The 21,728-nt window shown below is 43.4% G+C and carries 25 protein-coding genes and 1 riboswitch; of the genes, 17 read left to right on the top strand and 8 right to left on the bottom strand.

Annotated features, from left to right (window positions below):
- Window positions 1-152: 152 nt before the first annotated feature.
- Window positions 153-1,091: a manganese-dependent inorganic pyrophosphatase gene (locus WCV65_RS16105; RefSeq protein ID WP_338777858.1), complete on the top strand. Its 939-nt coding sequence runs from the start codon at window positions 153-155 to the stop codon at window positions 1,089-1,091.
- 197 nt (window positions 1,092-1,288) lie between these two features.
- Here WCV65_RS16105 and WCV65_RS16100 read toward each other — a convergent pair whose 3' ends face one another.
- Both WCV65_RS16100 and ytzI read right to left on the bottom strand, forming a co-directional pair.
- Window positions 1,289-1,432 (bottom strand): lmo0937 family membrane protein, encoded by a 144-nt coding sequence (locus tag WCV65_RS16100; protein ID WP_156505868.1) that lies wholly within the window; start codon window positions 1,430-1,432, stop codon window positions 1,289-1,291.
- Between the two features lie 96 nt (window positions 1,433-1,528).
- Window positions 1,529-1,693: a YtzI protein gene (gene ytzI / locus WCV65_RS16095; protein WP_338777857.1), complete on the bottom strand. Its 165-nt coding sequence runs from the start codon at window positions 1,691-1,693 to the stop codon at window positions 1,529-1,531.
- Window positions 1,694-1,834: 141 nt separating this feature from the next.
- Here ytzI and WCV65_RS16090 point away from each other — a divergent pair, with 141 nt between their 5' ends.
- Complete coding sequence (locus WCV65_RS16090; protein WP_338777855.1) at window positions 1,835-2,275, top strand: Dps family protein; 441 nt, start codon at window positions 1,835-1,837, stop codon at window positions 2,273-2,275.
- A 32-nt stretch (window positions 2,276-2,307) separates the two neighbouring features.
- Here WCV65_RS16090 and WCV65_RS16085 read toward each other — a convergent pair whose 3' ends face one another.
- On the bottom strand, window positions 2,308-2,778 hold the full coding sequence (locus WCV65_RS16085; RefSeq protein WP_338777854.1) for a MarR family transcriptional regulator: 471 nt from the start codon (window positions 2,776-2,778) through the stop codon (window positions 2,308-2,310).
- Window positions 2,779-3,126: 348 nt separating this feature from the next.
- Here WCV65_RS16085 and WCV65_RS16080 point away from each other — a divergent pair, with 348 nt between their 5' ends.
- Genes WCV65_RS16080 through WCV65_RS16060 form a run of 5 tightly spaced genes read left to right on the top strand, consistent with a single transcriptional unit; the run spans window position 3,127 to window position 6,826 of the window.
- Window positions 3,127-3,765, top strand: a complete 639-nt coding sequence (locus tag WCV65_RS16080) for an efflux RND transporter periplasmic adaptor subunit (protein WP_338777853.1) — start codon at window positions 3,127-3,129, stop codon at window positions 3,763-3,765.
- 43 nt (window positions 3,766-3,808) lie between these two features.
- Window positions 3,809-5,431 (top strand): DHA2 family efflux MFS transporter permease subunit, encoded by a 1,623-nt coding sequence (locus WCV65_RS16075; protein WP_035409842.1) that lies wholly within the window; start codon window positions 3,809-3,811, stop codon window positions 5,429-5,431.
- 27 nt (window positions 5,432-5,458) lie between these two features.
- Window positions 5,459-5,983 (top strand): NAD(P)H-dependent oxidoreductase, encoded by a 525-nt coding sequence (locus WCV65_RS16070; protein WP_035409840.1) that lies wholly within the window; start codon window positions 5,459-5,461, stop codon window positions 5,981-5,983.
- 16 nt (window positions 5,984-5,999) lie between these two features.
- Window positions 6,000-6,347 carry a hypothetical protein gene (locus WCV65_RS16065; RefSeq protein WP_338777851.1) on the top strand — a complete coding sequence of 116 codons (348 nt, stop codon included), beginning with the start codon at window positions 6,000-6,002 and terminating at the stop codon, window positions 6,345-6,347.
- Window positions 6,348-6,382: 35 nt separating this feature from the next.
- Window positions 6,383-6,826: a MarR family transcriptional regulator gene (locus WCV65_RS16060; RefSeq protein ID WP_338777850.1), complete on the top strand. Its 444-nt coding sequence runs from the start codon at window positions 6,383-6,385 to the stop codon at window positions 6,824-6,826.
- 112 nt (window positions 6,827-6,938) lie between these two features.
- Here the strand turns inward: WCV65_RS16060 and WCV65_RS16055 are convergent, their stop codons facing one another.
- The gene (locus tag WCV65_RS16055) at window positions 6,939-7,142 is read right to left on the bottom strand and encodes a hypothetical protein (RefSeq protein ID WP_338777849.1); all 204 of its coding nucleotides are present in this window, start codon (window positions 7,140-7,142) and stop codon (window positions 6,939-6,941) included.
- A 117-nt stretch (window positions 7,143-7,259) separates the two neighbouring features.
- Between WCV65_RS16055 and WCV65_RS16050 the strand changes: the two genes are divergently transcribed.
- From WCV65_RS16050 to ytkD, 3 genes are all read left to right on the top strand, one after another.
- Window positions 7,260-7,658 (top strand): phage holin family protein, encoded by a 399-nt coding sequence (locus WCV65_RS16050; protein WP_338777847.1) that lies wholly within the window; start codon window positions 7,260-7,262, stop codon window positions 7,656-7,658.
- Between the two features lie 63 nt (window positions 7,659-7,721).
- Complete coding sequence (locus WCV65_RS16045; protein ID WP_035409830.1) at window positions 7,722-8,057, top strand: hypothetical protein; 336 nt, start codon at window positions 7,722-7,724, stop codon at window positions 8,055-8,057.
- A gap of 68 nt (window positions 8,058-8,125) precedes the next feature.
- Window positions 8,126-8,599 carry an RNA deprotection pyrophosphohydrolase gene (ytkD, locus tag WCV65_RS16040; RefSeq protein ID WP_035409829.1) on the top strand — a complete coding sequence of 158 codons (474 nt, stop codon included), beginning with the start codon at window positions 8,126-8,128 and terminating at the stop codon, window positions 8,597-8,599.
- A gap of 30 nt (window positions 8,600-8,629) precedes the next feature.
- Here the strand turns inward: ytkD and WCV65_RS16035 are convergent, their stop codons facing one another.
- From WCV65_RS16035 to WCV65_RS16025, 3 genes are read right to left on the bottom strand one after another with little or no spacing between them, the layout of a single operon-like run.
- Window positions 8,630-9,442, bottom strand: coding sequence for an ABC transporter permease (locus WCV65_RS16035; RefSeq protein WP_035409827.1), 813 nt, complete (start codon window positions 9,440-9,442; stop codon window positions 8,630-8,632).
- Window positions 9,429-10,199 carry an ABC transporter ATP-binding protein gene (locus tag WCV65_RS16030; protein WP_338777842.1) on the bottom strand — a complete coding sequence of 257 codons (771 nt, stop codon included), beginning with the start codon at window positions 10,197-10,199 and terminating at the stop codon, window positions 9,429-9,431. The genes WCV65_RS16035 and WCV65_RS16030 overlap by 14 nt, the downstream gene beginning before the upstream one ends.
- A gap of 15 nt (window positions 10,200-10,214) precedes the next feature.
- Window positions 10,215-11,201, bottom strand: coding sequence for an ABC transporter substrate-binding protein (locus WCV65_RS16025; protein ID WP_338777840.1), 987 nt, complete (start codon window positions 11,199-11,201; stop codon window positions 10,215-10,217).
- Window positions 11,202-11,327: 126 nt separating this feature from the next.
- On the opposite strand from WCV65_RS16025, the gene WCV65_RS16020 reads away from it, so the two are divergent.
- The 3 genes from WCV65_RS16020 to WCV65_RS16010 all read left to right on the top strand — a co-directional run bounded on the left by WCV65_RS16020 (window position 11,328) and on the right by WCV65_RS16010 (window position 15,043).
- Entirely contained in the window at window positions 11,328-12,119 is a 792-nt protein-coding gene (locus tag WCV65_RS16020; protein WP_338777839.1) for a prolyl oligopeptidase family serine peptidase, read from the top strand.
- Between the two features lie 42 nt (window positions 12,120-12,161).
- Window positions 12,162-12,404, top strand: a complete 243-nt coding sequence (locus WCV65_RS16015; protein WP_035409820.1) for a DUF2584 domain-containing protein — start codon at window positions 12,162-12,164, stop codon at window positions 12,402-12,404.
- A 167-nt stretch (window positions 12,405-12,571) separates the two neighbouring features.
- The gene (locus tag WCV65_RS16010) at window positions 12,572-15,043 is read left to right on the top strand and encodes an alginate lyase family protein (RefSeq protein WP_338777837.1); all 2,472 of its coding nucleotides are present in this window, start codon (window positions 12,572-12,574) and stop codon (window positions 15,041-15,043) included.
- Between the two features lie 59 nt (window positions 15,044-15,102).
- On the opposite strand, the gene pckA is transcribed toward WCV65_RS16010, so the two are convergent.
- Window positions 15,103-16,689, bottom strand: coding sequence for a phosphoenolpyruvate carboxykinase (ATP) (gene pckA, locus WCV65_RS16005; protein WP_338777835.1), 1,587 nt, complete (start codon window positions 16,687-16,689; stop codon window positions 15,103-15,105).
- A 1,022-nt stretch (window positions 16,690-17,711) separates the two neighbouring features.
- Here pckA and WCV65_RS16000 point away from each other — a divergent pair.
- The 4 genes from WCV65_RS16000 (at window position 17,712) to WCV65_RS15985 (ending at window position 21,728) form a co-directional block, all read left to right on the top strand.
- On the top strand, window positions 17,712-17,966 hold the full coding sequence (locus WCV65_RS16000) for a hypothetical protein (RefSeq protein WP_338777834.1): 255 nt from the start codon (window positions 17,712-17,714) through the stop codon (window positions 17,964-17,966).
- A 128-nt stretch (window positions 17,967-18,094) separates the two neighbouring features.
- A riboswitch (SAM riboswitch) is annotated at window positions 18,095-18,224 on the top strand.
- A 213-nt stretch (window positions 18,225-18,437) separates the two neighbouring features.
- Complete coding sequence (gene metK / locus WCV65_RS15995) at window positions 18,438-19,631, top strand: methionine adenosyltransferase (RefSeq protein WP_338777832.1); 1,194 nt, start codon at window positions 18,438-18,440, stop codon at window positions 19,629-19,631.
- 367 nt (window positions 19,632-19,998) lie between these two features.
- Window positions 19,999-20,688 carry a response regulator transcription factor gene (locus tag WCV65_RS15990; RefSeq protein WP_338777830.1) on the top strand — a complete coding sequence of 230 codons (690 nt, stop codon included), beginning with the start codon at window positions 19,999-20,001 and terminating at the stop codon, window positions 20,686-20,688.
- Window positions 20,685-21,728, top strand: a complete 1,044-nt coding sequence (locus WCV65_RS15985; protein WP_338777828.1) for an ATP-binding protein — start codon at window positions 20,685-20,687, stop codon at window positions 21,726-21,728. Before WCV65_RS15990 ends, WCV65_RS15985 begins: the two co-directional genes overlap by 4 nt.

Here is a 21,728-nt window from a genome sequence, read left to right as displayed (position 1 = left end):
GATCCTAAAGCTGCTTTGAGGTATTAAGGACTCGTCTAATGCAGAAAATCCCCTGCCGAAAAAATAAGAAAGATGTGATAGAATAGAGAACGGAAGCAGGGTTCAAAGCGGACGCTGCAAAAAACTCTATCTACAGCAAGGAGCAGGATACGATGGAAAAAGTATTGGTTTTCGGTCATAAAAATCCAGATACAGATACAATTTGTTCAAGCATTGCTTATGCAGAGCTTAAGAATAAGCTTGGTATGAACGCGGAGCCTGTTCGCTTAGGTTCAATTAATGGTGAAACACAATATGCGCTAGATACGTTTAATAAACAGGCACCGCGTTTAGTAGAAAAAGTAGCGGCAGAGGTTAACCATGTCATTCTCGTTGATCACAATGAGCGTCAGCAAAGTGCGGATGATATTACAGAAGTAAGCGTTCTTGAGGTAATTGATCATCACCGTATTGCAAATTTTGAGACAAGCGATCCATTGTATTACCGTGCTGAGCCAGTGGGCTGCACCACGACTATTTTAAATAAAATGTATAAAGAGAACGGCGTAGAGATTGAAAAGGATACAGCGGGTCTCATGCTTTCAGCCATCATTTCTGACTCTTTGCTTTTCAAATCACCTACATGCACAGAGCAGGATATTGCAGCAGCAAAAGAGCTGGCTGAAATTGCCGGGGTGGACCTCGAAAGCTACGGATTGGAAATGCTGAAAGCCGGAGCTGATTTAAGCAGCAAAACGGTGGAAGAACTCATTTCTCTGGATGCAAAGGAATTCCAAATGGGAACACGCCGGGTTGAAATTGCTCAGGTAAATGCAGTGGATCCTAATGATATCCTGGTTCGTCAAAGCGAAATTGAAGCGGCAATTGCACATGTGGTTGCTGAAAAGGGCTTGGATCTGTTTCTTTTTGTCGTAACAGATATTCTTGAAAGTGATTCCATTGCTCTTGCTTCTGGAAGAGAAGTTGAAGCAGTAGAACGAGCATACAATGTGAAGATCGAGGATAGCAGAGCGCTGCTAAAAGGCGTTGTCTCCCGCAAAAAGCAAATCGTTCCAATATTAACTGAAACATTCAGCTCAACAAACAGCTGATAAATGAAAGGCCCTCCTGCAATCAGGAGGGCCTTCTTCTCTGCATTTGTAATGAACATAAATAAAGAACCGAATCCATTCGGTTCTGTTCATAAGTATTTTTTGCAGCACCTACACAGCGTAAGCCCTTCCTCTCAAACACCCTTGCAGCCCCGAAGCTGCGCCAGTTGAATAAGTGCGCTTATTTTAAATGGCATCTACAGCCTTTTCCGTTTAACAAATTTGACTACAATCAGAGCCAGTACAATGATTAAAATCAGGTTAATTGCAGCTCCGGCTATTTTGAAAACTAAGCCGACTAGCCAAACGATCAGCAAAATCCATATAATCGTCCAAAGCATCGCTCATTCTCCTTTTCGAACATGTGGTTGTATGTATTAGATTCCCCGAACTTCGAAGATTAAAACATACAGGAACCTATTCAAAATAAAAAAACTCTACTTTTCAGCAGAGTCCTTTTTATTGACTGGAGGACTGATTTCCTCCTCCTCCATGGGGTCAATAGTGTGTTCATATTTGTATGCTTTATTGGTTGTAACCACACTTAAGGCTAATACAACGAAAACAATAAGGATGCAAATTCCAAGAATCCATAAGTACATGGTTGTTTCCTCCTTACTGAACAATCCAAATCGAAAACGCTTTCCTTCATATTACCATGCAATAAGGATATTGGGATGCCTTTCGAGACATGATAAAGAGGGAGATTCTTAGCATATTTATTATCGAAGGAGGAATACATAATGTCTCAAAAATTGCTGGACACGGTCAATAAGCAGGTTGCCAATTGGACCGTACTGTATGTAAAACTGCATAATTACCACTGGTATGTAACAGGAAAAGATTTCTTTACACTGCATGCTAAATTCGAAGAGTTTTACAATGAAGCGGGTACAAATATTGACGAGCTGGCAGAGCGGCTGCTTGCCCTTCAAGGAAAACCTGCTGCTACCATGAAAGAGTGCCTCGTGCTCTCGAGTATCCAAGAAGCAGAAGGCGGCGAAACAGCTGAGGAGATGGTACAGCAGCTGCATAAGGACTTTTTGCAGGTTGCTGAAGAACTGAAAGAAGGGATGGAGCTTGCCGCTGAGGTAGGAGACGAAACAACAGGGGATATGCTTCTTGCTATTCACCAAAGTCTTGAAAAGCACAACTGGATGCTGAAAGCGTATCTCGGAAAATGAACGAAAAAACGGAACCCTCGGGGTTCCGTTTTTTATTGGTCTTGCTTTTCGGCGGCGTCTTTTTGAAGAATCCCGGCCTCGATTTTATTCAAAATCCTGAAATACTCTTCTCTTTCCTCCATATTCAGCACGGAAAGCATTTCTGTCCAGAAGAGGTTCCGCTGCTCAATCATACTTGCTACAAACTGATCTCCCTGGTCTGTGAGGACAATCCAGACAATTCTCCGGTCTTGGCTGTCTCTTGCCCTTTTAAGGAGTAAATCGTCCTCCAGCTGGTTTAAAAGGGTGGTGGTAGCCCCCGATGTTAAAAGTAATTTCTGGGAAATTTCTGCTACTTTGCATTTTTTTTGCTTGAAGACGAATTTAAGGATGTGGTACTTAGTGGGGGTCAGATTATACGGCATTTCTTTAATTTTCATCTCGATCAGCTGGCGCTTATGCATAAATAAGGTATCTTTTATCTCATCCAGCCTTTCCAGCTGACTGCTTAAATTGTTTTTCATGAAGGTTCCCCTTTTAAAATAATGAAGTAAGCTTTCACAGTATATAGCCTGACCGAAGATAACTTCGTTCGAGCTCCTGAGCCTTGCCCGTCACCCATCCATCAAAGGATAAGTACTTATATTTTTTTCCGGGGCTGTTCAAGGCAAATGTCTTATATTTCTTTCCCTTTTCTCCTATAAATTTAGTTCAACTTTTATCCAATGTAAAGTAAGGCAAATGTTTTTACTGTAAAAATACGAAAAAATATGTTAAAGTTACGAATCGTAAATACCTTTATTAAAAAGTAACTTTATTATGAAGTATTTTTATAATGGTGAGATCAAATACGAAACAAGGAGGAATTTTTTATGTCCAGAGGACGGCTGATTTTGATTAATTTTGTAGGGATTGTTGTGATTCTTGCACTAGTCGCAGGAGGCGTTTATTACTACTTCCAGCAGACCAATTATGTAACGACTGATAACGCAAAGGTGGCGGGTGACCTTCATACAATTAAGGCCCCTGCAGCCGGAAAAGTATCCGGTATGAATGTTGAAGAAGGCGACGAAATCAAAAAGGGTGCCGAAATTGCAAAAATCGGTGCTGCAACCAGCACTCAGTCAATAAAGGCTCCTGCAGACGGAACCATTATTAAAAAACAAATGGATAATGATCAAATGGCACAGCCTGGCCAAACCATTGCAAGTGAAGTAAACCTCAGTGAACTGTATATCACAGCTAACCTAAAAGAAGATAAGCTGCAGGATATCGAGGTTGGGGACGATGTAGATGTAACGGTTGATGGTGACGGTGGGACAGTCATTGAAGGCAAGGTTGAAAAAATCGGGTATGCAACCAACTCCATTTTCTCTTTAATGCCAAAATCCAATGATGACGGAAATTATACAAAAGTAACTCAAACCGTACCTGTAAAAATCTCTATTACGAATTATTCTGAACAAGTGCTTCCAGGAATGAACGCTGAAGTGAAAATTTCTAAAAACTAAGTCAGATGTTTCTGAAAGCTTTAAGGAAAGGAGGAAATGAGTGATGACACAAAATGCAGCTAAATCAGAGAGCGGCGTCAGGCAGCATATGCCGCTGCTGATTGTATTAATGCTCGGTTTGTTCCTTGCCATTTTGAATCAAACGCTGCTGAATGTAGCCATACCCCATCTCATAACAGAGTTTGGTGTAACGGCCAATACAGCTCAGTGGCTTCTTACTGGATATATGCTTGTAAATGGAGCGCTGATTCCACTATCCGCTTATCTCATTAAGCGTTTTGCAGTAAGACGATTGTTCTTATTCGCTATGTTTTGCTTTACATTAGGATCCTTGATTTGCGGATTGGCTGGAAGTTTCCCGGTGATGATGACGGGGAGGCTGATCCAGGCAATAGGCGGGGGAGTATTGGCTCCGCTCGTGATGACGATTATTGTGTTTATTTTCCCTCCGGAAATGCGCGGGAAAGGGATGGGGATTTTTGGACTCGCGATGATGTTTGCCCCGGCTATCGGGCCGACGCTATCAGGTTTTGTGGTTCAAAATTATGATTGGCATTTGCTCTTTACCGGAATGGTTCCACTTGGAGCTATCGTATTAATCATTGCTTTCTTTAGATTAAAAGACATCACACCTCCAGAGAATATAAAAGCGGATATTTTATCGATTTTCACTTCTTTAGCGGGTATGGGTTTATTGCTGTACGGATTTAGTGAAGCGGGAAATGATGGATGGACAGACCCTGTTGTTTTATCATCAATGGGTGTCGGAATCATTCTTCTAGTTGTTTTTACAATTAAACAGCTTAAATCTGAAGACCCTCTTTTAGATGTAAGAGTGTTTAAATATTCAATCTTTACCTTATCGAGTATTATCAACATTGCGATTACAATATGCCTGTTTTCAGGGATGTTCCTGCTTCCCATTTATTTGCAGAACATTCGGGGCTATTCACCGCTGGATTCAGGACTGCTTTTACTTCCGGGTGCCATTGTCATGCTGATTATGTCACCTGTTTCAGGTATTCTATTCGATAAATTCGGGCCAAGACCACTCGGAATTATTGGAATGGTGATAACAACTGTTACGACATATGAATTTACTCAGCTCACAATGGATACGACCTATAATCATATCCTGGTCTTGTATATGATTCGCACATTCGGAATGTCTTTCCTTATGATGCCGATCATGACCGCCGGGTTAAATCAGCTTCCTGACAGACTTAGCAGCCATGGTTCAACAATGGCCAATACATTTAGACAGGTGGCAGGTTCCATTGGAATCAGTTTCCTTACAACCATTTATTCAAACAGAACGGATTACCATTTGGAAGCGCAGGGTAGTCAGATGAATACTTCTGATCCATTCTTTGCCCAAGCGTTCAGTGAATTTACACAAAAAATTGCTCAGATGATGAGCCTGTCACCTGAAGAGGCGCAGCAGCAAGCTGTTCAGCTCTTATATGCCAAAGTGGTCAAGGATTCGACGATTCACGGAATTAATGACGCATTTTTCTGGGCAGCAGGTATTTCACTAATTGGACTTGTGCTTGCATTCTTTATGAGAGATGTGAGGAAAGACAAAAAGGTTTCGGAAAAACCTTCTGTTTCTAAGCGTCAAGAAGAAATAAGGATGCTCCCTGCACCTAAAAACGTACATTCATAAACAGCCGGAAGAGTTGGGGGAATTATAATGAAAATCTGTATCGTATACGACAGTGAAGGCGGACATACGGAAGCTCTTGCCCAAGCAATTGCAGCAGGTGCTGAAAAATCCAGGGAAGCCACTGTTTATCTAAAAAGCGTCAAGGACGCAGATGTATATGACCTTCCTGAGATGGATGCCATCATATGGGGATGCCCAGGTCACTTCGGTACCATCAGTGCCGGATTAAAGACTTGGATTGATAAACTGGGCTATCTTTGGGCAGAAGGAAAGCTGATCAATAAAGTGGGAGCCGTTTTTTGCACAACGGCAACGACCCATGGCGGTCTTGAAGCCACATTGTTAAACCTGATTACTCCTATGCTTCATCAGGGGATGATTATTGCAGGACTTCCGGGAAACACTCCTGAGAATGCTCTCTACGGTTCCTATTATGGAGCCGGTATTACGTGCCCTGTAGAAAGCACTGAAGTCATTTCTGCAAGCGATCGTGCATTAGGGATGGCTTTAGGGGAACGAGTAGCAGAAGTTACGAAACGCATGTCAAAATAACAGTAGGTGAGTGCAGATGTTAGGCGGTTTATTAATAGTAGTTGCGGTCATATTGCTTGCCATCATTATAATTGCGAATACGAAGGCAATGTCCAGGTCGAAAAACAGGAACGATCTGCCAAACAGCAGGCAGCAGGACGGCAGCCAGCCTGCAGAGCAGAATGGAAAAGAAACAAATCCTGCACCTGCTGCTTCACCGGAACCTGCTCCTTCGGAATCTAACAATATGAATGATCATGCATACCGTAAAGCGTTATCCCAATTTAAGAATATAGAGTGCGAGGAAGCAGCGCACGATTCTAAAATGGATGATGATGCGTATCGAAAAGCCTTGCAAACATTGAATAAAGGGAAACGGCAGTAAATTCTGCAGCTGCCCTTTAGGAAAGAGGTGGGGCCATGTTGAATCCGAAAGAAATGGAATGGCTGGAGCGGGTTCAGGAGAAGACCATTTTATTCAAAAGAAAGGTTTCATTGCTGGTAAAGGAGAATCTTGAGCCGCTTGGGATTACTCCATTCCAGCTGCAAATCTTATGGCTGATTGGAAAAGATGGAGAAATGGGAACAACTCAGCTTGCAGAAAAATTAAAAGTGAAGCCAAGTGCTGTCACGATGGGAACGAATCAGCTCCATAAAAGAGGCTGGCTGAACAGAATCCATCTGGAATCCGATCGAAGACAAATCCGCATAACCCTTACGGCTGAGGGGGAACGGCTTTTGATGAAAGCAAAAGGCACGCACAATGAACTGGCGTCTGAACTTTTTTCTTGTTTTGATGAGAAGGAGCTTGCAGATTTTTTCTGTTTAGTTGATAAGCTTGAGCAGAATACTTTCGTGAAATAGGCATTTTTTAAAGGCGGGATGATGGTGGAATGCTAAATTATGCAGGCCATCATCCAGACAGCCCTATATCGTTCATTAAAAGTACATCCGAAAGAGGGATGTGCTTTTTTTGTTATTCTGTCTCTTTTTCTACTTTATCCAGGATGGATTGAGCCAGGATATCTCTAAGGTCCTCCGCATCCATGTTTTTAGTGAGGTGAAAAACCTCTGCTTCTGAAAGTCCGTTTACATAACTTTCAATTGCAGCTTCCAAGTCTTCTGTATCGGTTCGAAAGTTCATGGCGATGTCTTTTGTAAAATGTTCTTTCCAGTCCAAGGTAAGCCTCCTTTTTATTGAGAAATAAGCCCTTTTTCATTATCTCTTATGTTTGTCCATACCCCTCTGGCCGTAATGAATAGCATAAACTATACCTCTAGTGAAAGGAGGGATGAAGTGAGCAAGGATGCAGATGTCATGACGTTATATTCTTTCACCATGACGGTTCTGACATTTTTACTTGGAGAATTAGAGCAGATGATGTATGTTCTTTTTGCTCTAATGGTTATTGAATTTATTAGTTTTGCGATTTCGAAGTCGATAAATGGCGGATTGTCATTACGGGATGTTTCCATTGAGATTTCCAAAAAAGCACTGATTCTGATTATGGTTGCTGTTGCTAATTTACTGGACAAGGTTATTCCGATGGGATTCTCCATAAAAGATTTTACAATTATCTTTTATATTTTTTACGAAATGCTTTATATTATTACACACGTTTCAAGCAGCGGCTTGCCGGTTCCTCAATTTGTAAAAGACGCACTTGATCTTCTTAAAAATAAAATGAAGAAGTGAGTGCCGAATAAAAGCATGAAGATGCTGCAAAATAAGGAAAAAGGCTTGAAGGTGTGATTGTTTATGGAAGGTTTTGAAAAGAAAACGTATTATGTGACAGTTGGAAGCGGAGAAATATCACAGCTGTCTGATTCATCTGTATGGGATTACCGTATTGAGGCGACAGATGATCAAATCATTGAGCTGAGGAGTTATTTTGAGCAGCAGTATGCATCAGACTGGAAAGGCTTTTTCAGGACGCATGTACCCTATTTGCCTTACCACTTCGACCGGCCTAATGATGCGGTCGATCAGGCGAACATGAATATCTATAGAATGATTTATGAACTAGGGGATGCAGAGGCGAAGCAGCATATCGATGAGCAGAAGATTCTGAATAATATTGAGGATCAAACCTAGCAGAATTTATACAATGTCATCCCATTGTGATAAAATAGAATTGGAAAAGTCGAAAATTGAGGGATCACATGTATCGTTTTAAGGATTATTATCACAATCAGGTTCAGCTATCTTTTGAAAAGAATCCATTTTCCAGCCTTCCGAAGCATGTATGGGTCGTATGCCGCTTTCAGGATAAGTGGCTTTTAACCAACCATGGGGACCGCGGGTATGAATTTCCCGGCGGCAAGGTCGAGGAAAATGAGACGGCAGACGAAGCGGCAATTAGAGAAGTAAAAGAGGAAACAGGCGGTATTGTGTCGTCTCTCCAGTACATGGGGCAGTATCGTGTTTCCGGAAAAGAAAAAACAATTATAAAAAATATTTACTATGCGGCTGTTTCCGAACTCATTCATCTGGATGATTACATGGAAACAAAAGGTCCCGTCCTTCTGGATGAACTTCCTGATAATATACAGCAGGACAGGCGTTTTAGTTTCATTATGAAAGATGAAGTGCTGCAGCAGTCTTTAAAACGGATTATAGGGAACATACAGGACTAAAAGGGCTTGCCGCATACCGGCAAGCCTATTTCAATCCGAATTTTTAATCAGCCTTTTTTCAAGCCAATCGACAAGCTGATACATAATCGTAGCAAACACAGCGATAAGCAGAAGACTAAGAAACACCAAAGTAAAATTGAACACTTGAAAGCCATAAATAATCATGTATCCAAAGCCTTTGGATGATACGAGAAATTCTCCTACGATGACCCCGACCCAGGATAATCCTACATTTACCTTTAAAGAGGAAATAATGACTGGAAAGGAAGCAGGGAGGACGGCTTCTTTAAAAAGCTGTAGCCTTGAGGCGCCAAAGGTTTGCAGCACCTTTAAATAATTCGGATCCAATCCCCTGAAGGATGTGTAAACGACGATGGTGGTAATAATGACAGAAATGATCGCTCCCATTGCTACGATGGAAAAGAAGCCGGGACCGATTGCAACAATTAAGATTGGGCCGAGCGCAACCTTAGGCATAGCATTCAATATAACCAGATAGGGATCCAGTATCCTGGACAGCCTTGGCGACCACCAAAGGATTGCAGCCAGGAGGGTTCCTGCAAGCGTTCCTAGAATAAACCCAAGAACCGTTTCGAAAATTGTGACACTGGCGTTTGCGTATAACGTTCCATCCTGCCACTTCTCCAAAAAGAGCAGCCATATTTTTGATGGTGCACTGAATATAAGCGGATCTATCCAATTATTCTTGCTTGAGATTTCCCAGATACTGAAAAATGCTGCAAAAATAAGGAGCTGGTATAAACGGACGACCATTTTTTCGCGCTTTAACCGATCCAGATAATGGTCATGAAGCTGCTCCAAATGAGTTTTAACCTTGTTCAAGCTGATCCAGCTCCTTCCATATCGATTGGAATAGTTCGTTATAGAGAGGATGCTGCCTGGACTCAAAAGGGGCCAGTTCTCGAATTTCCCGGGGAATAGGAAACATTTTAGCGATTTTCCCCGGATTCGCAGAAAAAAGAAAAATCCTGTCGCTCATGGCAATTGCTTCACCAATGTCATGAGTGACAAGCAAAGCGGTTTTCCCATATTCATGAAGCGTGAGCTGTACGAGATCTTCAAGCTTGAGTTTCGTTTGATAATCTAAAGCTGAAAACGGCTCATCCAGGAGCAGAAGGTCAGGTTCGGTGGACAATGTCCTAATCAGTGCCGCACGCTGGCGCATCCCTCCGGATAACTGCCGTGGATATTTTTTTTCGACTGATGAGAGCCCCATCTCTTGAAGGAGCGATAAAGTCCTTTTTTCAGATTCCGGAGTCAGCTTTTTCTGAGTTTTAAGACCGATTAGAACATTTTCTTCGATGGTTTTCCAGGGAAAAAGATAATCCTGCTGCAGCATATAACCAATTTTCCTTCTCATTTCCTTAATTGGCTCTTCTCTGATCAGGACCGTTCCTTCAGTTGGATGAAGCAGACCTGCGATAATGGTAAGAAGAGTGGTTTTTCCGCAGCCGCTTGGGCCGAGAAAGGAGATGAACTCTCCTTCTTCGACGGTCAGGCTGATGCCCTCTAGGGCGGTTGCGATGGTGTCTTTTGTAAAATAAGAATGAGACAGATTTTGTATGGACAGGAACGCCATCCTTTAACCTCCTTACTATTTTGGAGCTTTTTCTGCAAACTGTGTATTCACAAGTTTGCTGTGATCAATATGCTTCGGAAGCTCGCCTGCTTCATTCATAATGTTTTGAAGGTTTTCCCACTCTTTCTCGTCAAGGATGGGATCTTTAGCAAATGAATCTTGCTCCTTGTATCTGCTGACAACCGTTTCGATTAATGAAGGATCCGTGTCTTCAAAATGCTCGGTAATGGCATCGGCAATTTCTTTAGCAGAGTGCTTTTCTACCCAGCTCTGTGCCTTCTGAATAGCATTTGTGAATTTCTGGACCGAGTCGCCATTTTTCTTAATAAAGCTTTCCTTGGACATGAACGTGGTGTATGGGATTAGACCGGATTCAGTACCAAAGGAAGCGACAATATGTCCTTTGCCTTCTTTTTCAAAGATGCTTGCCGTCGGCTCGAAAAGCTGAACATAGTCCCCGGTCCCAGACGCAAAGGCATTGGCAATATTGGCAAAATCAATATTTTGTATCAAGTTCAAATCGGTTTGTGGATCTATACCATGCTTTTTCAAAACAAACTCTCCGGCCATTTGAGGCATTCCGCCTTTACGCTGTCCAAGGAACGTGCTTCCTCTTAAATCATCCCAATCAAACGAATCAGTTTTTTTTCTTGCCACAAGAAAGGTGCCGTCGGTTTGTGTGAGCTGCGCGAAATTAATGACCGGGTCTTTAGATCCTTGAGCTTCTACATAAATAGAAGTTTCTGAACCAACAAGAGCAACGTCGGCTCCTCCAGACAGAAGTGCGGTCATGGTTTTATCACCGCCGAATGCGGTGGTCAGTTCGACATCAAGACCTTCGTCCTTAAAGAAGCCTTTAGAGATAGCGACGTAAAGAGGAGCGTAAAAAATAGACCGGGTCACTTCCGCTACTCGAATTTTCTGGACCTTGTTTTGCGTGCAGGCTGAAAGTGGTAATGCTATTAGGACAAGCGCCATTAAGCTGATGAACCATTTTTTCAAATCCGGTTCCTCCTTTTGGTCGGTTTTGCGCCTGAGAATAGGCCGCATACCGCAATAATCTGATCTAAGATAAACTATGAAAAAGATAAAAATGTGTGAATGCCTATATAAGAAAGTGGGATGCAGATGAGAAATGGAGATATTTTAGATAAACAGAAATATCCATCACCACACCCTGATATTGACCTGCACCTTGTCACCTATTGGTCAGGAGGTCTGAAGGTGAAAGGACTGCTGGCTGAGCCTAAAAAAGAGGGAACCTATGATGGGTTTTTGTATTTAAGAGGCGGAATAAAGGGAGTAGGCATGGTTCGGCCAGGCCGAATTGTCCAATTCGCCTCAGAGGGCTTCGTCGTAATGGCTCCATTTTATCGGGGAAATCAAGGTGGAGAAGGAAATGAAGATTTTGCAGGAGAAGACAGGGAGGATGCTCTTTCAGCGATTGATCTTCTGATGAGGAATCCCAAAACGGATGAAGAAAGAATCCACGTATTTGGATTTTCAAGAGGCGGAGTTATGGCGCTAATAGCTGGAAATGAAAGAAGTGATGTCTGTTCGGTCGTCACATGGGGTGGCGTCTCAGACATGCTCCTCACCTATGAGGAACGCGAGGATCTAAGGAGAATGATGAAAAGGGTGATAGGAGGCAGTCCAAATAAACGGCCTGACGCTTATTCCTTTAGAACACCGCTCAACAATCTGGAAAAATTACAAGCTCCGCTGCTCATCATCCATGGAGTTAAAGATCATAACGTGTCCGTTGAACATTCATATCTTCTTGAAAAGCGGGCACTTGGATTGGGAAAGAGAGCTGAAGCGTGGTACTTTGAGGAATTTACGCATTACTTTCCTCCGCATATAAACAGGGAAACGGTTGAAAGACTGACACAATGGATGAAAAGGCAGCCGTCTGTCTGATATGGTAAACTAATACTAATTGTGCAAAAGGAGAGATTTGAGATGGGAATGCCCCTTGAATTGAATACGATGATTGTAACGAAGGGCAGAGAAAAGCGGATGGAAGAAAACGTATTTACCCTCCAAAAGGATGGATACCGACTATATCCGCTGGATCTTCCAGTAGAAGTGAGAAAGACAAAAGAGGGAGAAGTAAGCGGGAGAGCGGTGATCAATAAAGTAGAATGGGAAAACAGCAAGACCATTCTTACCTATCAGCTTATAAAACTAAATTCAACGAACTAAGGAGTCCTTTTAATGGGACTCTTTTATTTTTAGACTGACGGGCTCTGGAGCAGCGGAAATCAAAGTAAGAAAAAAATCCCGTTTTTTTATAAAAAAATGTGAAATAATACCGTAAGTTAGTCGATATGTAATAGTGAGAAAGATACAAAACTTCGGAGGTAATGACTTTGACTTTTCGACCCTTTAAGGGTGTTCTTTTCGTATTGTCCCTGCTGCTTATCCCTCCCACATCCGTTGCCGCTGCATCAAATCCTGATTCAGGAAGGCTGAACGAAGCGTTCGTCCATTCCTCTGGCTATGAGTCTTTAGTTTCAGCCAGAGCAGAAAAGTTTAAAACAGCTCCGATTCGCTATACAAAACCAGTAAATCATCCCGGTTCATCAACCGCTGCCTCAGGGTATACTCCAGTTATGAACACTCAACCTGCTAATCCAAGACCACAATCCTTTATCGGTGCATTAGAACTTCAAACAGCAAAAAAGAGAGTTGTAAACGATACATGGGCAAAAAATTATTTAAAAAGACTTGAAAGCGAATCAAATTCCTTTCTTAAGCTTGATCAAACCATCCCCCGAAAACCTGCAGGCTATGCTTCATGGTATGTGTGCAAGGATGGAACGCCGCTCGAATACAAGAATGGACAAAACTATTGCCCGAGCGATAAACAAATATATGAAGGAGAAAAGATTGAAGCCGGACGGCTAGCCTACGAGCATAATGAAAGAGTCAGACAGATTAAGATTTTCGCAACAGCTTTCGCTCTGAACGGCAATGAAACCTATGCAGAAGCTGCACAGCACCTATTGCTTCAATATGCGGACATGTATAAAGATTTTACGAAGCAGGATAAGGGCGGAAGATGGTACTATCAATCTTTGGACGAAGCGGTTAGTGCCGTGGATCTGGCATCAAGCTATGACCTGCTTTACAGCAGCCGATCCTTCACTGCGGAAGAAAAGGAAAAAGTTGAGAAAGAATTGCTTTTCCCGATTGCTGAAACATTGAAGCAAAATCCGTACAGCAAATCCAACTGGCAGGCATGGCACAATGCAGCCATTGGAATGATTGGTGCTGCGGCGGGTAATAAGCAGCTTCTTGATGAAGCCATTAACGGAAAGCGCGGATTTTACTTCCTAATGGATGAAGCCGTTCTCGAGGATGGATTCTGGTGGGAGGGGTCCATGGCCTATCACACGTATGCACTGGCTCCGCTTAGTATACTGGCACAAACCGCGTCCCATTGGGGCTACGACTTGTACAGTATTGAAAAGTTTAAAAAAATGTTTGATATCCCGCTTTTATACAGCTATCCGAATTTTATTCAGCCTGCGAATAATGACGGTGGAAAATTCGGGAGCACGATAACGAACTATACATCCTCCCGCGGATATAATGACTATGAGCTTGCCTATTCAAAATATAAAGATACGGGCTATGCCTGGTTTCTCCATACAAAATACGAAAAATTAAGCCGGACAGGTGATTTTGCTCTGTTTTTCGGAAGCGACAGCATTGAAGAGGCCGCTGAAGTGCCAACAGAATCCCTTCAGCTTACGAGCATTGGCCAGGCTATATTAAGACACCCGGATTCCAGAGACGAGCAGTCCTATGTTTTGATGGATTATGGAGAACATGGAGGCTCTCACGGGCATTATGATAAGCTGAATATCGATTTATATGGAGCAGGGATGCTTTTGGCCCCTGACTTTGGCACACCTGGATATACTCATCCGCTTTACAGGGGATGGTATAAGCAATCCATCAGCCATAATACGGTTACGATTGATGGAAAATCACAAAGTGAAACAAAGGGAGAAATGCCGATTTTCTCCAGCAGTCCGAATTTTAAATATATGTATGCAGCGGCAGATGGCGCATATGAAGGTGTCACGTATGAAAGAAGCATGTGGATGGAAGATGAATTTATGCTGGACTGGTTTTTCGTTAAAGATGACGCCAAAACCCATCAGTATGACCTGGCATTGCATGGCCTGGGGGAATTTGAAACGGAATTGCCTCTTCAGCCGCTTGGCAGCCCGATCGGAAGGGGAGGAGGCTATGAACACCTGAAAAACCCAAAAGGATCTGGGAGCATCGAGTCTCCTTGGAGAAGCTCCTGGGATCAAAATGGAAAAGGGCTTCGCACATTCTCCATCCCATTTGAAAAATCATTTGTATTCACAGCAGATGGTCCAGGTCCCTCTACATCGCCAAGTCAGCTGACTCCAACGATGATCCAAAGAGTAACGGGGAACGCAGCACAATTTGTCACCATTCTCCAGCCTTATACAAAGCCGAATACACCAGCTGTAACTGGAAAGAGAGTCGGACAATATGGCATAAGAGCTGACAGTCCATCCGGAACGTATCATTTTTTCCAGAACCATCAGGAAAAAACAGCAGGAAAATTAACGGCCGCTAAGGCAGAATCAAGGAAAAGAGCAGATTATCGTTTTGATGATAACCTGAGCGCGAGTATTGCTGCAAACGGAGAATTAAAAGTAACCTTGAAAGAAGCAGAAATACTTGAAAACACGACATTGGTCTTTAACAAAGGAACGATCACGTCTGTTTCAGTTAACGGAAGAGCCTGGAAAACGGCATCCCAAGGCCGTTACATCATGGCTTTTCAAAAATGAACGAAGAAGAGGAGCATCCGGGGGTATCCGGATGCTCCTCTTTTAGATGGATGTCCTTATTAAACGAGTGGTCCTCCAAGTTCAGCGATATCTTTTCTGATGGAAGAAAACTTCGTAAAGTTATGGTTGAATTTTTCAGCAAGCTGTTTTGCTTTTGCTTCATATGCCTTCTGATCTGCCCATGTTTTGGATGGGATAAGCACTTCATCCGGCACACCGGGAACATGTGCAGGGATTTGAAGGCCGAAAATCTGATCCGTCAGCATTTCTGCTGAAGCAAGATCTCCTTCAAGAGCAGCCTGAACCATTGCTCTCGTGTACTCAAGCTTCATACGTTTGCCTGTGCCGTATTCCCCGCCAGTCCAGCCTGTATTAACAAGGTAGACATCGGCATTATGCTCTTCAATTTTCTTGCCGAGCATTTCAGCGTAGCGCTGTGCAGGAAGCGGCAAAAACGGAGATCCAAAGCAGGTAGAGAACGTAGCCTGCGGAGAGGTAATTCCGCGCTCAGTTCCTGCAAGCTTGCTTGTATAGCCGCTTAGGAAATGGTACATGGCCTGCTCCTTCGTCAGCTTGCTGATTGGAGGGAGCACACCAAAGGCATCCGCTGTCAGGAAAATAATTGTATTCGGATGACCGGCAATGCTTGGCAGCACGATATTATCCATGGAATCAAGAGAGTAGGCTGCTCTCGTATTCTCCGTGTAAAATGCATGGTCATAGTCCGCTATTCTCGTTTCCTCATCCACTACAACATTTTCAAGTACAGAACCGAAGCGAATCGCATTGAAAATCTGCGGTTCCTTTTCCTTGGACAGGCTGATGCATTTTGCATAGCATCCGCCTTCAATATTGAAAACACCGCTTGAAGACCAGCCATGCTCATCGTCTCCGATCAGCTTGCGGTTCGGGTCAGCTGACAAAGTCGTTTTCCCTGTACCGGACAATCCGAAAAACAGGGCCACATCGCCTTCCTGGCCCACATTTGCTGAGCAGTGCATTGGGAAAATGCCGGCTTCAGGAAGCAGATAGTTCATGATGGAGAAAACAGACTTTTTCATTTCTCCTGCGTATTCCGTGCCGCCAATCAGGATGGTTCTTTTCTCAAAAGAAATGATAATGAACGTCTCTGAATTTGTTCCATCTACAGAAGGATCTGCTTTAAAATTTGGTGCTGATACAATGGTAAAAGGCTCGATATTGTTTGAAGCTGTTTCTCCGTCCGGACGGATGAACAGCTGATTTGCAAAAAGATTGTGCCAGGCGAACTCATTGACTACCTTGATCGGCAGGCGATACCTTTCATCTGCACCTGCAAACCCATCAAACACAAACAATTCATTCTGCATTTTTAAGTATGAAAGAACCTTATTGTAAAGCTTATCGAATGTCTCGCTTGAAATTGGCTGATTCACATTGCCCCAATCAATTTTGCTATTTACGCTATTTTCTTTTACAATAAATTTATCTTTAGGCGAACGCCCTGTATAAGCTCCAGTCGTTGCACGGATGGCACCGGTTGAAGTAAGAACGGCTTCGTTTCTTGATAGAATTTTTTCAACTAGCTGCGGTACCGATAAGTTTTGAAAAACATTCTCCCCTTCAAGTAAAAGCGAAAGCCCGTTTGTTGCCGCAAGTGAATTCATCCCCATACCTTCCTTTGCTTGTGATTAAGTGGTTTTCATAATTAGTATAACACATTTAAGTTAATAGTCTATACTAATTGATGTATTTTACGCTCGAACTTGGAAAGTGCCACCGCGTATAACCAGATCCTGATAAATTTGGCTTGGAAGCGGGATTGATTGGGCTGGACACGGAGCGGGAACGGCTGGAAAACGGGGCTGAGTTGCCGGAACATGATCGGAATCGGCTGGAAAGCGTGCTGATTGGCCGTAAATGAAGTGGGATCGGGTGAAAGGGTTTTAAATCGGCTGGGAAACTAGAGTGGTTGAAAAGCATTACACAATATATCGACCGAAATATGAGTATATCGACCGAAAAAAAATTATATCGACCGAAATTTAAATATATCGACCAAAAAAAAATTATATCGTCTATTTTCTCAATATATCGACTATCCGACATGGTTTGATAAATTTCGCAGGTGCGTATACGCAGGTTCGGATAGTACGCCATGCTGGAAAAAATAGTTTGGCCGGAATAGCGGGAGGACCGGCTGGAAAACCGCGCTGACCGGCCGGAAACGAAGCAGGACTGGCTGGAAAACGTACCAAACCGGCTGGAAAAAATAGTTTGGCCGGAAAAGTGCCGGAATCGACCGGAAAACCGATCTGATCGGCCGGAAACGAAGCAGGACTGGCTGGAAAACGATCCAGACCAGCTGGAAAAAATAGTTTGGCTGGAATAGCGAAGGGATTGGCTGGAAAACCCGTCTGACCGGCCGGAAACGAAGCAGGACTGGCTGGAAAACGATCCAGACCGGCTGGAAAAAATAGTTTGGCCTGAAAAGTGGTGGGACCGGCTGGAAAACCGGTCTGATGGGCCAGAAACGAAGCAGGACTGGCTGGAAAACGTACCAGACCGGCTGGAAAAAATAGTTTGGCTGAAAAAGTTGTGGGATTAGCTGGAAAACCAATCTGATCGGCCGGAAACGGAGTGGGACTGGCTGGAAAACGTACCAGACCGGCTGGAAAAAAAAGTTTGGGTGAAAAAGTATTGGGATCGGCTGGAAAACCGATCTGACCGGCCGGAAACGGAGCGTGACCGGCTGAAAAACGTACCAGACCGGCTGGAAAAAAAAGTTTGGCCGGAAAAGCGAAGGGATCGGCTGGAAAACCCGTCTGATCGCCCGAAAAGCGACCGGGACCGGCTGGATAAGAAGCTAAACCCGCCAGAAAACGGCCCAGATCCGCTCGAAAAGTGCACCGCCGAACAAAAAGTAAAATTCATCCCCAACTAAAATAAATCTATAACTGAATCCATCATAAGCCCATCTTTCCTGCTGCCCTGTCTTTTTTGGGAGAAAGCTTGTCATTTTTTGTTGACATTTGCGGGAAATTTGGGGTAATATATGTCCTTGAACGGATTCTCTTATCCCGAGCTGGCGGAGGGACAGGCCCTATGAAGCCCAGCAACCTGCAAGACTTGAAAACGTAATGTTTTCACTCATGCAAAGGTGCTAACCTGACGCAAGGCTGTAGTCCTTGAGCGATAAGAGTGAAAGGCTGAAAATCAACTCCTTTCCTCTATTAAGTGGGAAGGGTTTTTTTATGCAGTCTGGAATCTTTTCCCTTTATGACTATTGTTAGGGAAGATTCTTAAATAAAGCGAAAGATAAGTAATGGGAACGAGTTCCGTCTCAAAAAAAGAGGGGAAGTACATAACTGAACCTTACCAATAGAACAGCTGAATTTTCAGAGGAGGAATTACTATGTCGATTAAACGCCATCTTTTCACATCAGAATCCGTTACGGAAGGACATCCGGATAAGATTTGTGACCAAATTTCAGACTCCATTTTGGATGCCATTCTTGCCAACGATCCGAATGCACGTGTAGCTTGTGAAACATCTGTTACAACAGGACTTGTTCTTGTAGCTGGAGAAATCACGACTTCGACTTATGTCGATATCCCTAAAATTGTTCGTGAAACAGTTAAGGAAATCGGTTATACACGCGCAAAATACGGCTTTGATGCTGAAACATGTGCCGTTCTTACTTCGATCGATGAACAGTCAGCTGACATCGCAATGGGAGTTGACCAGGCACTTGAAGCACGTGAAGGCCAAATGACAGACGCTGAGATTGATGCAATTGGAGCGGGTGACCAAGGGCTGATGTTCGGATTTGCATGCAACGAAACGAAGGAGCTAATGCCTCTTCCTATTTCACTTGCACACAAATTGGCGCGCCGTCTGACAGAAGTACGCAAGGAAGAAATTCTTCCATACCTTCGTCCAGACGGGAAAACGCAAGTTACGGTTGAATATGATGAAAACAACAATCCGGTTCGTGTAGATACAATTGTTATTTCTACACAGCATCACCCTGAAATTTCTTTGGAGCAAATTCAGCGCAACCTTAAAGAATTTGTTATCAAACCTGTCGTTCCTGCAGAATTGATTGATGAGAACACGAAATATTTCATCAATCCGACTGGCCGCTTCGTAATCGGAGGACCTCAAGGTGATGCAGGTCTTACTGGCCGTAAAATCATCGTTGATACGTATGGCGGATATGCTCGTCACGGCGGTGGAGCATTCTCTGGTAAGGATGCTACAAAAGTGGACCGCTCTGCGGCTTATGCAGCTCGCTACGTTGCGAAAAACATCGTTGCTGCCGGGCTTGCTGACAAATGTGAAGTTCAGCTTGCGTACGCAATCGGTGTAGCACAGCCGGTATCCATCTCCATCGATACATTCGGAACAGGTAAAGCAAGCGAGGAAGTTTTAGTTGAAGCGGTTCGCAATAACTTTGATCTTCGCCCTGCAGGCATTATCAAAATGCTTGATCTTCGCCGTCCAATTTACAAGCAGACTGCTGCATACGGTCACTTCGGCCGTACAGATGTTGAGCTTCCTTGGGAGCAAACAGACAAAGCAGAAGCACTTCGCTCTGTCCTTTAATCAATTCCCGTATGGGTGCCTATAAAACAAAAACGTCTGGAACGTAACCGTTCCGGGCGTTTTTTTATTTTCAAGAGATTGGAGATAATAAAAATGATCTTTTTATCCGTTTATCACGTTTTCTTGTTAGAAAGATCATGCCAGTTTAGGGTTAAACAGAGCTGAAGCATTTCCATAAAAAATGAATTGTTCATACTTATTTAATCTTTTCCTTATCCTTTCATAATTTTCCGGGTTTATGATGCGATTAAGAGCAGAGAGCATGATTCTTAGGCGAGATTGGCTGGCTGGGATATAGTAAAGAGAGGGCTTTTTTCCAAGACACTCTGTTGGATAAAGAAAGTATAGATCAAAGGGGTCAATACACATGCAGAAAATATTACTTGTTGATGATGAACCCGCTATTCTCGATGTTTGCCGGCGCTATCTGGAAAGAGAAGGCTACAGGGTTGATTCAGCGGTCAATGGATTTGAGGCGGTCGAGCAGTGGAAAAGGGGACGGCCAGATTTGATCGTTCTTGATCTCATGATGCCTGAAAAGGACGGCTGGACTGCTGCGGAGGAAATCCGAATGGAGGACGAGGATGTTCCAATTATTATGCTCACCGCTCTGGGACAGGAACGGGACCGGCTCCTTGGCTTAACCTTAGGGGCGGACGATTACTTAACCAAACCGTTTAGCCCCAGAGAACTTGTATTAAGAGTGAAGAACATGTTAAGGCGGACCTCGAAATACAAAAACGCAGAAAAGCAGTCCATTACAGTCGGCTCTATTTCCATCGAATTATCGACAAGACAAGTTAAAGCGGGTGAAAAAATCATAGAGATGACCGCCAAAGAGTTTGATATGCTCTGGCTGCTTGCCAGTCACCCGTCTCAAGTATTCTCCAGGTCCCAGCTGCTTGAAAAGGTGTGGGGATATGATTTTTCAGGAGATGGAAATACCGTCAATGTACATGTCCGGAGACTGAGAGAGAAGCTTGAACTCAATCCAGCAGAACCTCAGTATATTAAAACAGTATGGGGAATCGGCTATAAATTGGAGCAGCCGGTATGAAAATCAGAACGCTTCTCATCTTGGCAAATTTTTTAAGCACACTGCTGATCCTGATGTTTTTGCTGATTAGTTTTGTGCAGATGTCGATCCCTAACGAATCCATTTTAATCTTGACGATTATTACTTTCGCTGCGGGTTCCATTTCTGCTCTGGCTCATTTTTTTCTTACGGGTCCTCTTATGAAAGCTGTGAACCAGGTGAAAGCTGAATCGAAGAAAATGTCAGAGGGCCAGTTTGCGGTCAGGGTTTCTGAAAAAGGTCCCGCTGAAATTAAAGAGCTTGGCAGCCATTTTAATGAAATGGCAAAGAAGCTGGATCACATGTTTCAGGAAGTGAAGAGATCGGAGGCTTACAAAACGGAGCTGATTGCCAATGTATCGCATGATCTGAGAACACCGATTGCCTCCATTTTGTCCTATGTTGAAGCTCTTCAGGATGGCGTAGTGAAAAGTGAGCAGGAGAGAAATGAGTACCTTGAAACGATTAAAAAGGAATCCAATCGTTTAAGCAAGCTGATTCAAGAGCTATTCGAACTGTCTCAGCTTGATAGCAAGCAGATACCATTCCGTCCTGAAACCGTCCATGCTGATCAGCTTGTTCTGGATGTTCTCCAGCAGTTTGAGCTTATTTTTAAAGAAAAACAAGTGCAGCCAGAAGTCCGTATGGAGAATGGAATACCATCAATCCCAATTGTCAGAGATCAGATTATGAGAGTCTTATCGAACCTTATTCAAAATGCAGTTGCCCATTCGCCTGTTAACAGTGTAATTCTGCTTAGAGTAAAGCAAGTGGACCAATCCGTCCTATTTTCCGTGAAGGATCAGGGACAGGGAATAACATTATCTGATCAGAAGCGGATTTTTGAACGGTTTTACCGAGCAGAAAAGTCAAGAAACAAAGCGCTGGGCGGGTCAGGGCTAGGCCTTGCGATTGCCAAAGAGTTTATCGCTCTCCATCATGGAGAGATCGGTGTTAGAAGCGAAGAGGGCAAAGGAAGTGAATTTTGGTTTTCGCTTCCGCTAAAACAGAAAGGAGAATGA

The organism is Metabacillus sp. FJAT-52054 (assembly GCF_037201815.1).
GTDB lineage: Bacteria > Bacillota > Bacilli > Bacillales > Bacillaceae > Metabacillus_B > Metabacillus_B sediminis.
Note: the sequence above shows the minus strand (reverse complement) of the source record. Positions and strands in the feature narration are given on the sequence as shown.

Bases quoted from the DNA above. Each gene is read 5' to 3' on its own strand.
- WCV65_RS16105 (WP_338777858.1), top strand. From the start codon at position 153: ATGGAAAAAGTATTGGTTTTCGGTCATAAAAATCCAGATACAGATACA.
- WCV65_RS16100 (WP_156505868.1), bottom strand. From the start codon at position 1,432: ATGCTTTGGACGATTATATGGATTTTGCTGATCGTTTGGCTAGTCGGC.
- ytzI (WP_338777857.1), bottom strand. From the start codon at position 1,693: ATGTACTTATGGATTCTTGGAATTTGCATCCTTATTGTTTTCGTTGTA.
- WCV65_RS16090 (WP_338777855.1), top strand. From the start codon at position 1,835: ATGTCTCAAAAATTGCTGGACACGGTCAATAAGCAGGTTGCCAATTGG.
- WCV65_RS16085 (WP_338777854.1), bottom strand. From the start codon at position 2,778: ATGAAAAACAATTTAAGCAGTCAGCTGGAAAGGCTGGATGAGATAAAA.
- WCV65_RS16080 (WP_338777853.1), top strand. From the start codon at position 3,127: ATGTCCAGAGGACGGCTGATTTTGATTAATTTTGTAGGGATTGTTGTG.
- WCV65_RS16075 (WP_035409842.1), top strand. From the start codon at position 3,809: ATGACACAAAATGCAGCTAAATCAGAGAGCGGCGTCAGGCAGCATATG.
- WCV65_RS16070 (WP_035409840.1), top strand. From the start codon at position 5,459: ATGAAAATCTGTATCGTATACGACAGTGAAGGCGGACATACGGAAGCT.
- WCV65_RS16065 (WP_338777851.1), top strand. From the start codon at position 6,000: ATGTTAGGCGGTTTATTAATAGTAGTTGCGGTCATATTGCTTGCCATC.
- WCV65_RS16060 (WP_338777850.1), top strand. From the start codon at position 6,383: ATGTTGAATCCGAAAGAAATGGAATGGCTGGAGCGGGTTCAGGAGAAG.
- WCV65_RS16045 (WP_035409830.1), top strand. From the start codon at position 7,722: ATGGAAGGTTTTGAAAAGAAAACGTATTATGTGACAGTTGGAAGCGGA.
- ytkD (WP_035409829.1), top strand. From the start codon at position 8,126: ATGTATCGTTTTAAGGATTATTATCACAATCAGGTTCAGCTATCTTTT.
- WCV65_RS16030 (WP_338777842.1), bottom strand. From the start codon at position 10,199: ATGGCGTTCCTGTCCATACAAAATCTGTCTCATTCTTATTTTACAAAA.
- WCV65_RS16020 (WP_338777839.1), top strand. From the start codon at position 11,328: ATGAGAAATGGAGATATTTTAGATAAACAGAAATATCCATCACCACAC.
- WCV65_RS16015 (WP_035409820.1), top strand. From the start codon at position 12,162: ATGGGAATGCCCCTTGAATTGAATACGATGATTGTAACGAAGGGCAGA.
- pckA (WP_338777835.1), bottom strand. From the start codon at position 16,689: ATGAATTCACTTGCGGCAACAAACGGGCTTTCGCTTTTACTTGAAGGG.
- metK (WP_338777832.1), top strand. From the start codon at position 18,438: ATGTCGATTAAACGCCATCTTTTCACATCAGAATCCGTTACGGAAGGA.
- WCV65_RS15990 (WP_338777830.1), top strand. From the start codon at position 19,999: ATGCAGAAAATATTACTTGTTGATGATGAACCCGCTATTCTCGATGTT.
- WCV65_RS15985 (WP_338777828.1), top strand. From the start codon at position 20,685: ATGAAAATCAGAACGCTTCTCATCTTGGCAAATTTTTTAAGCACACTG.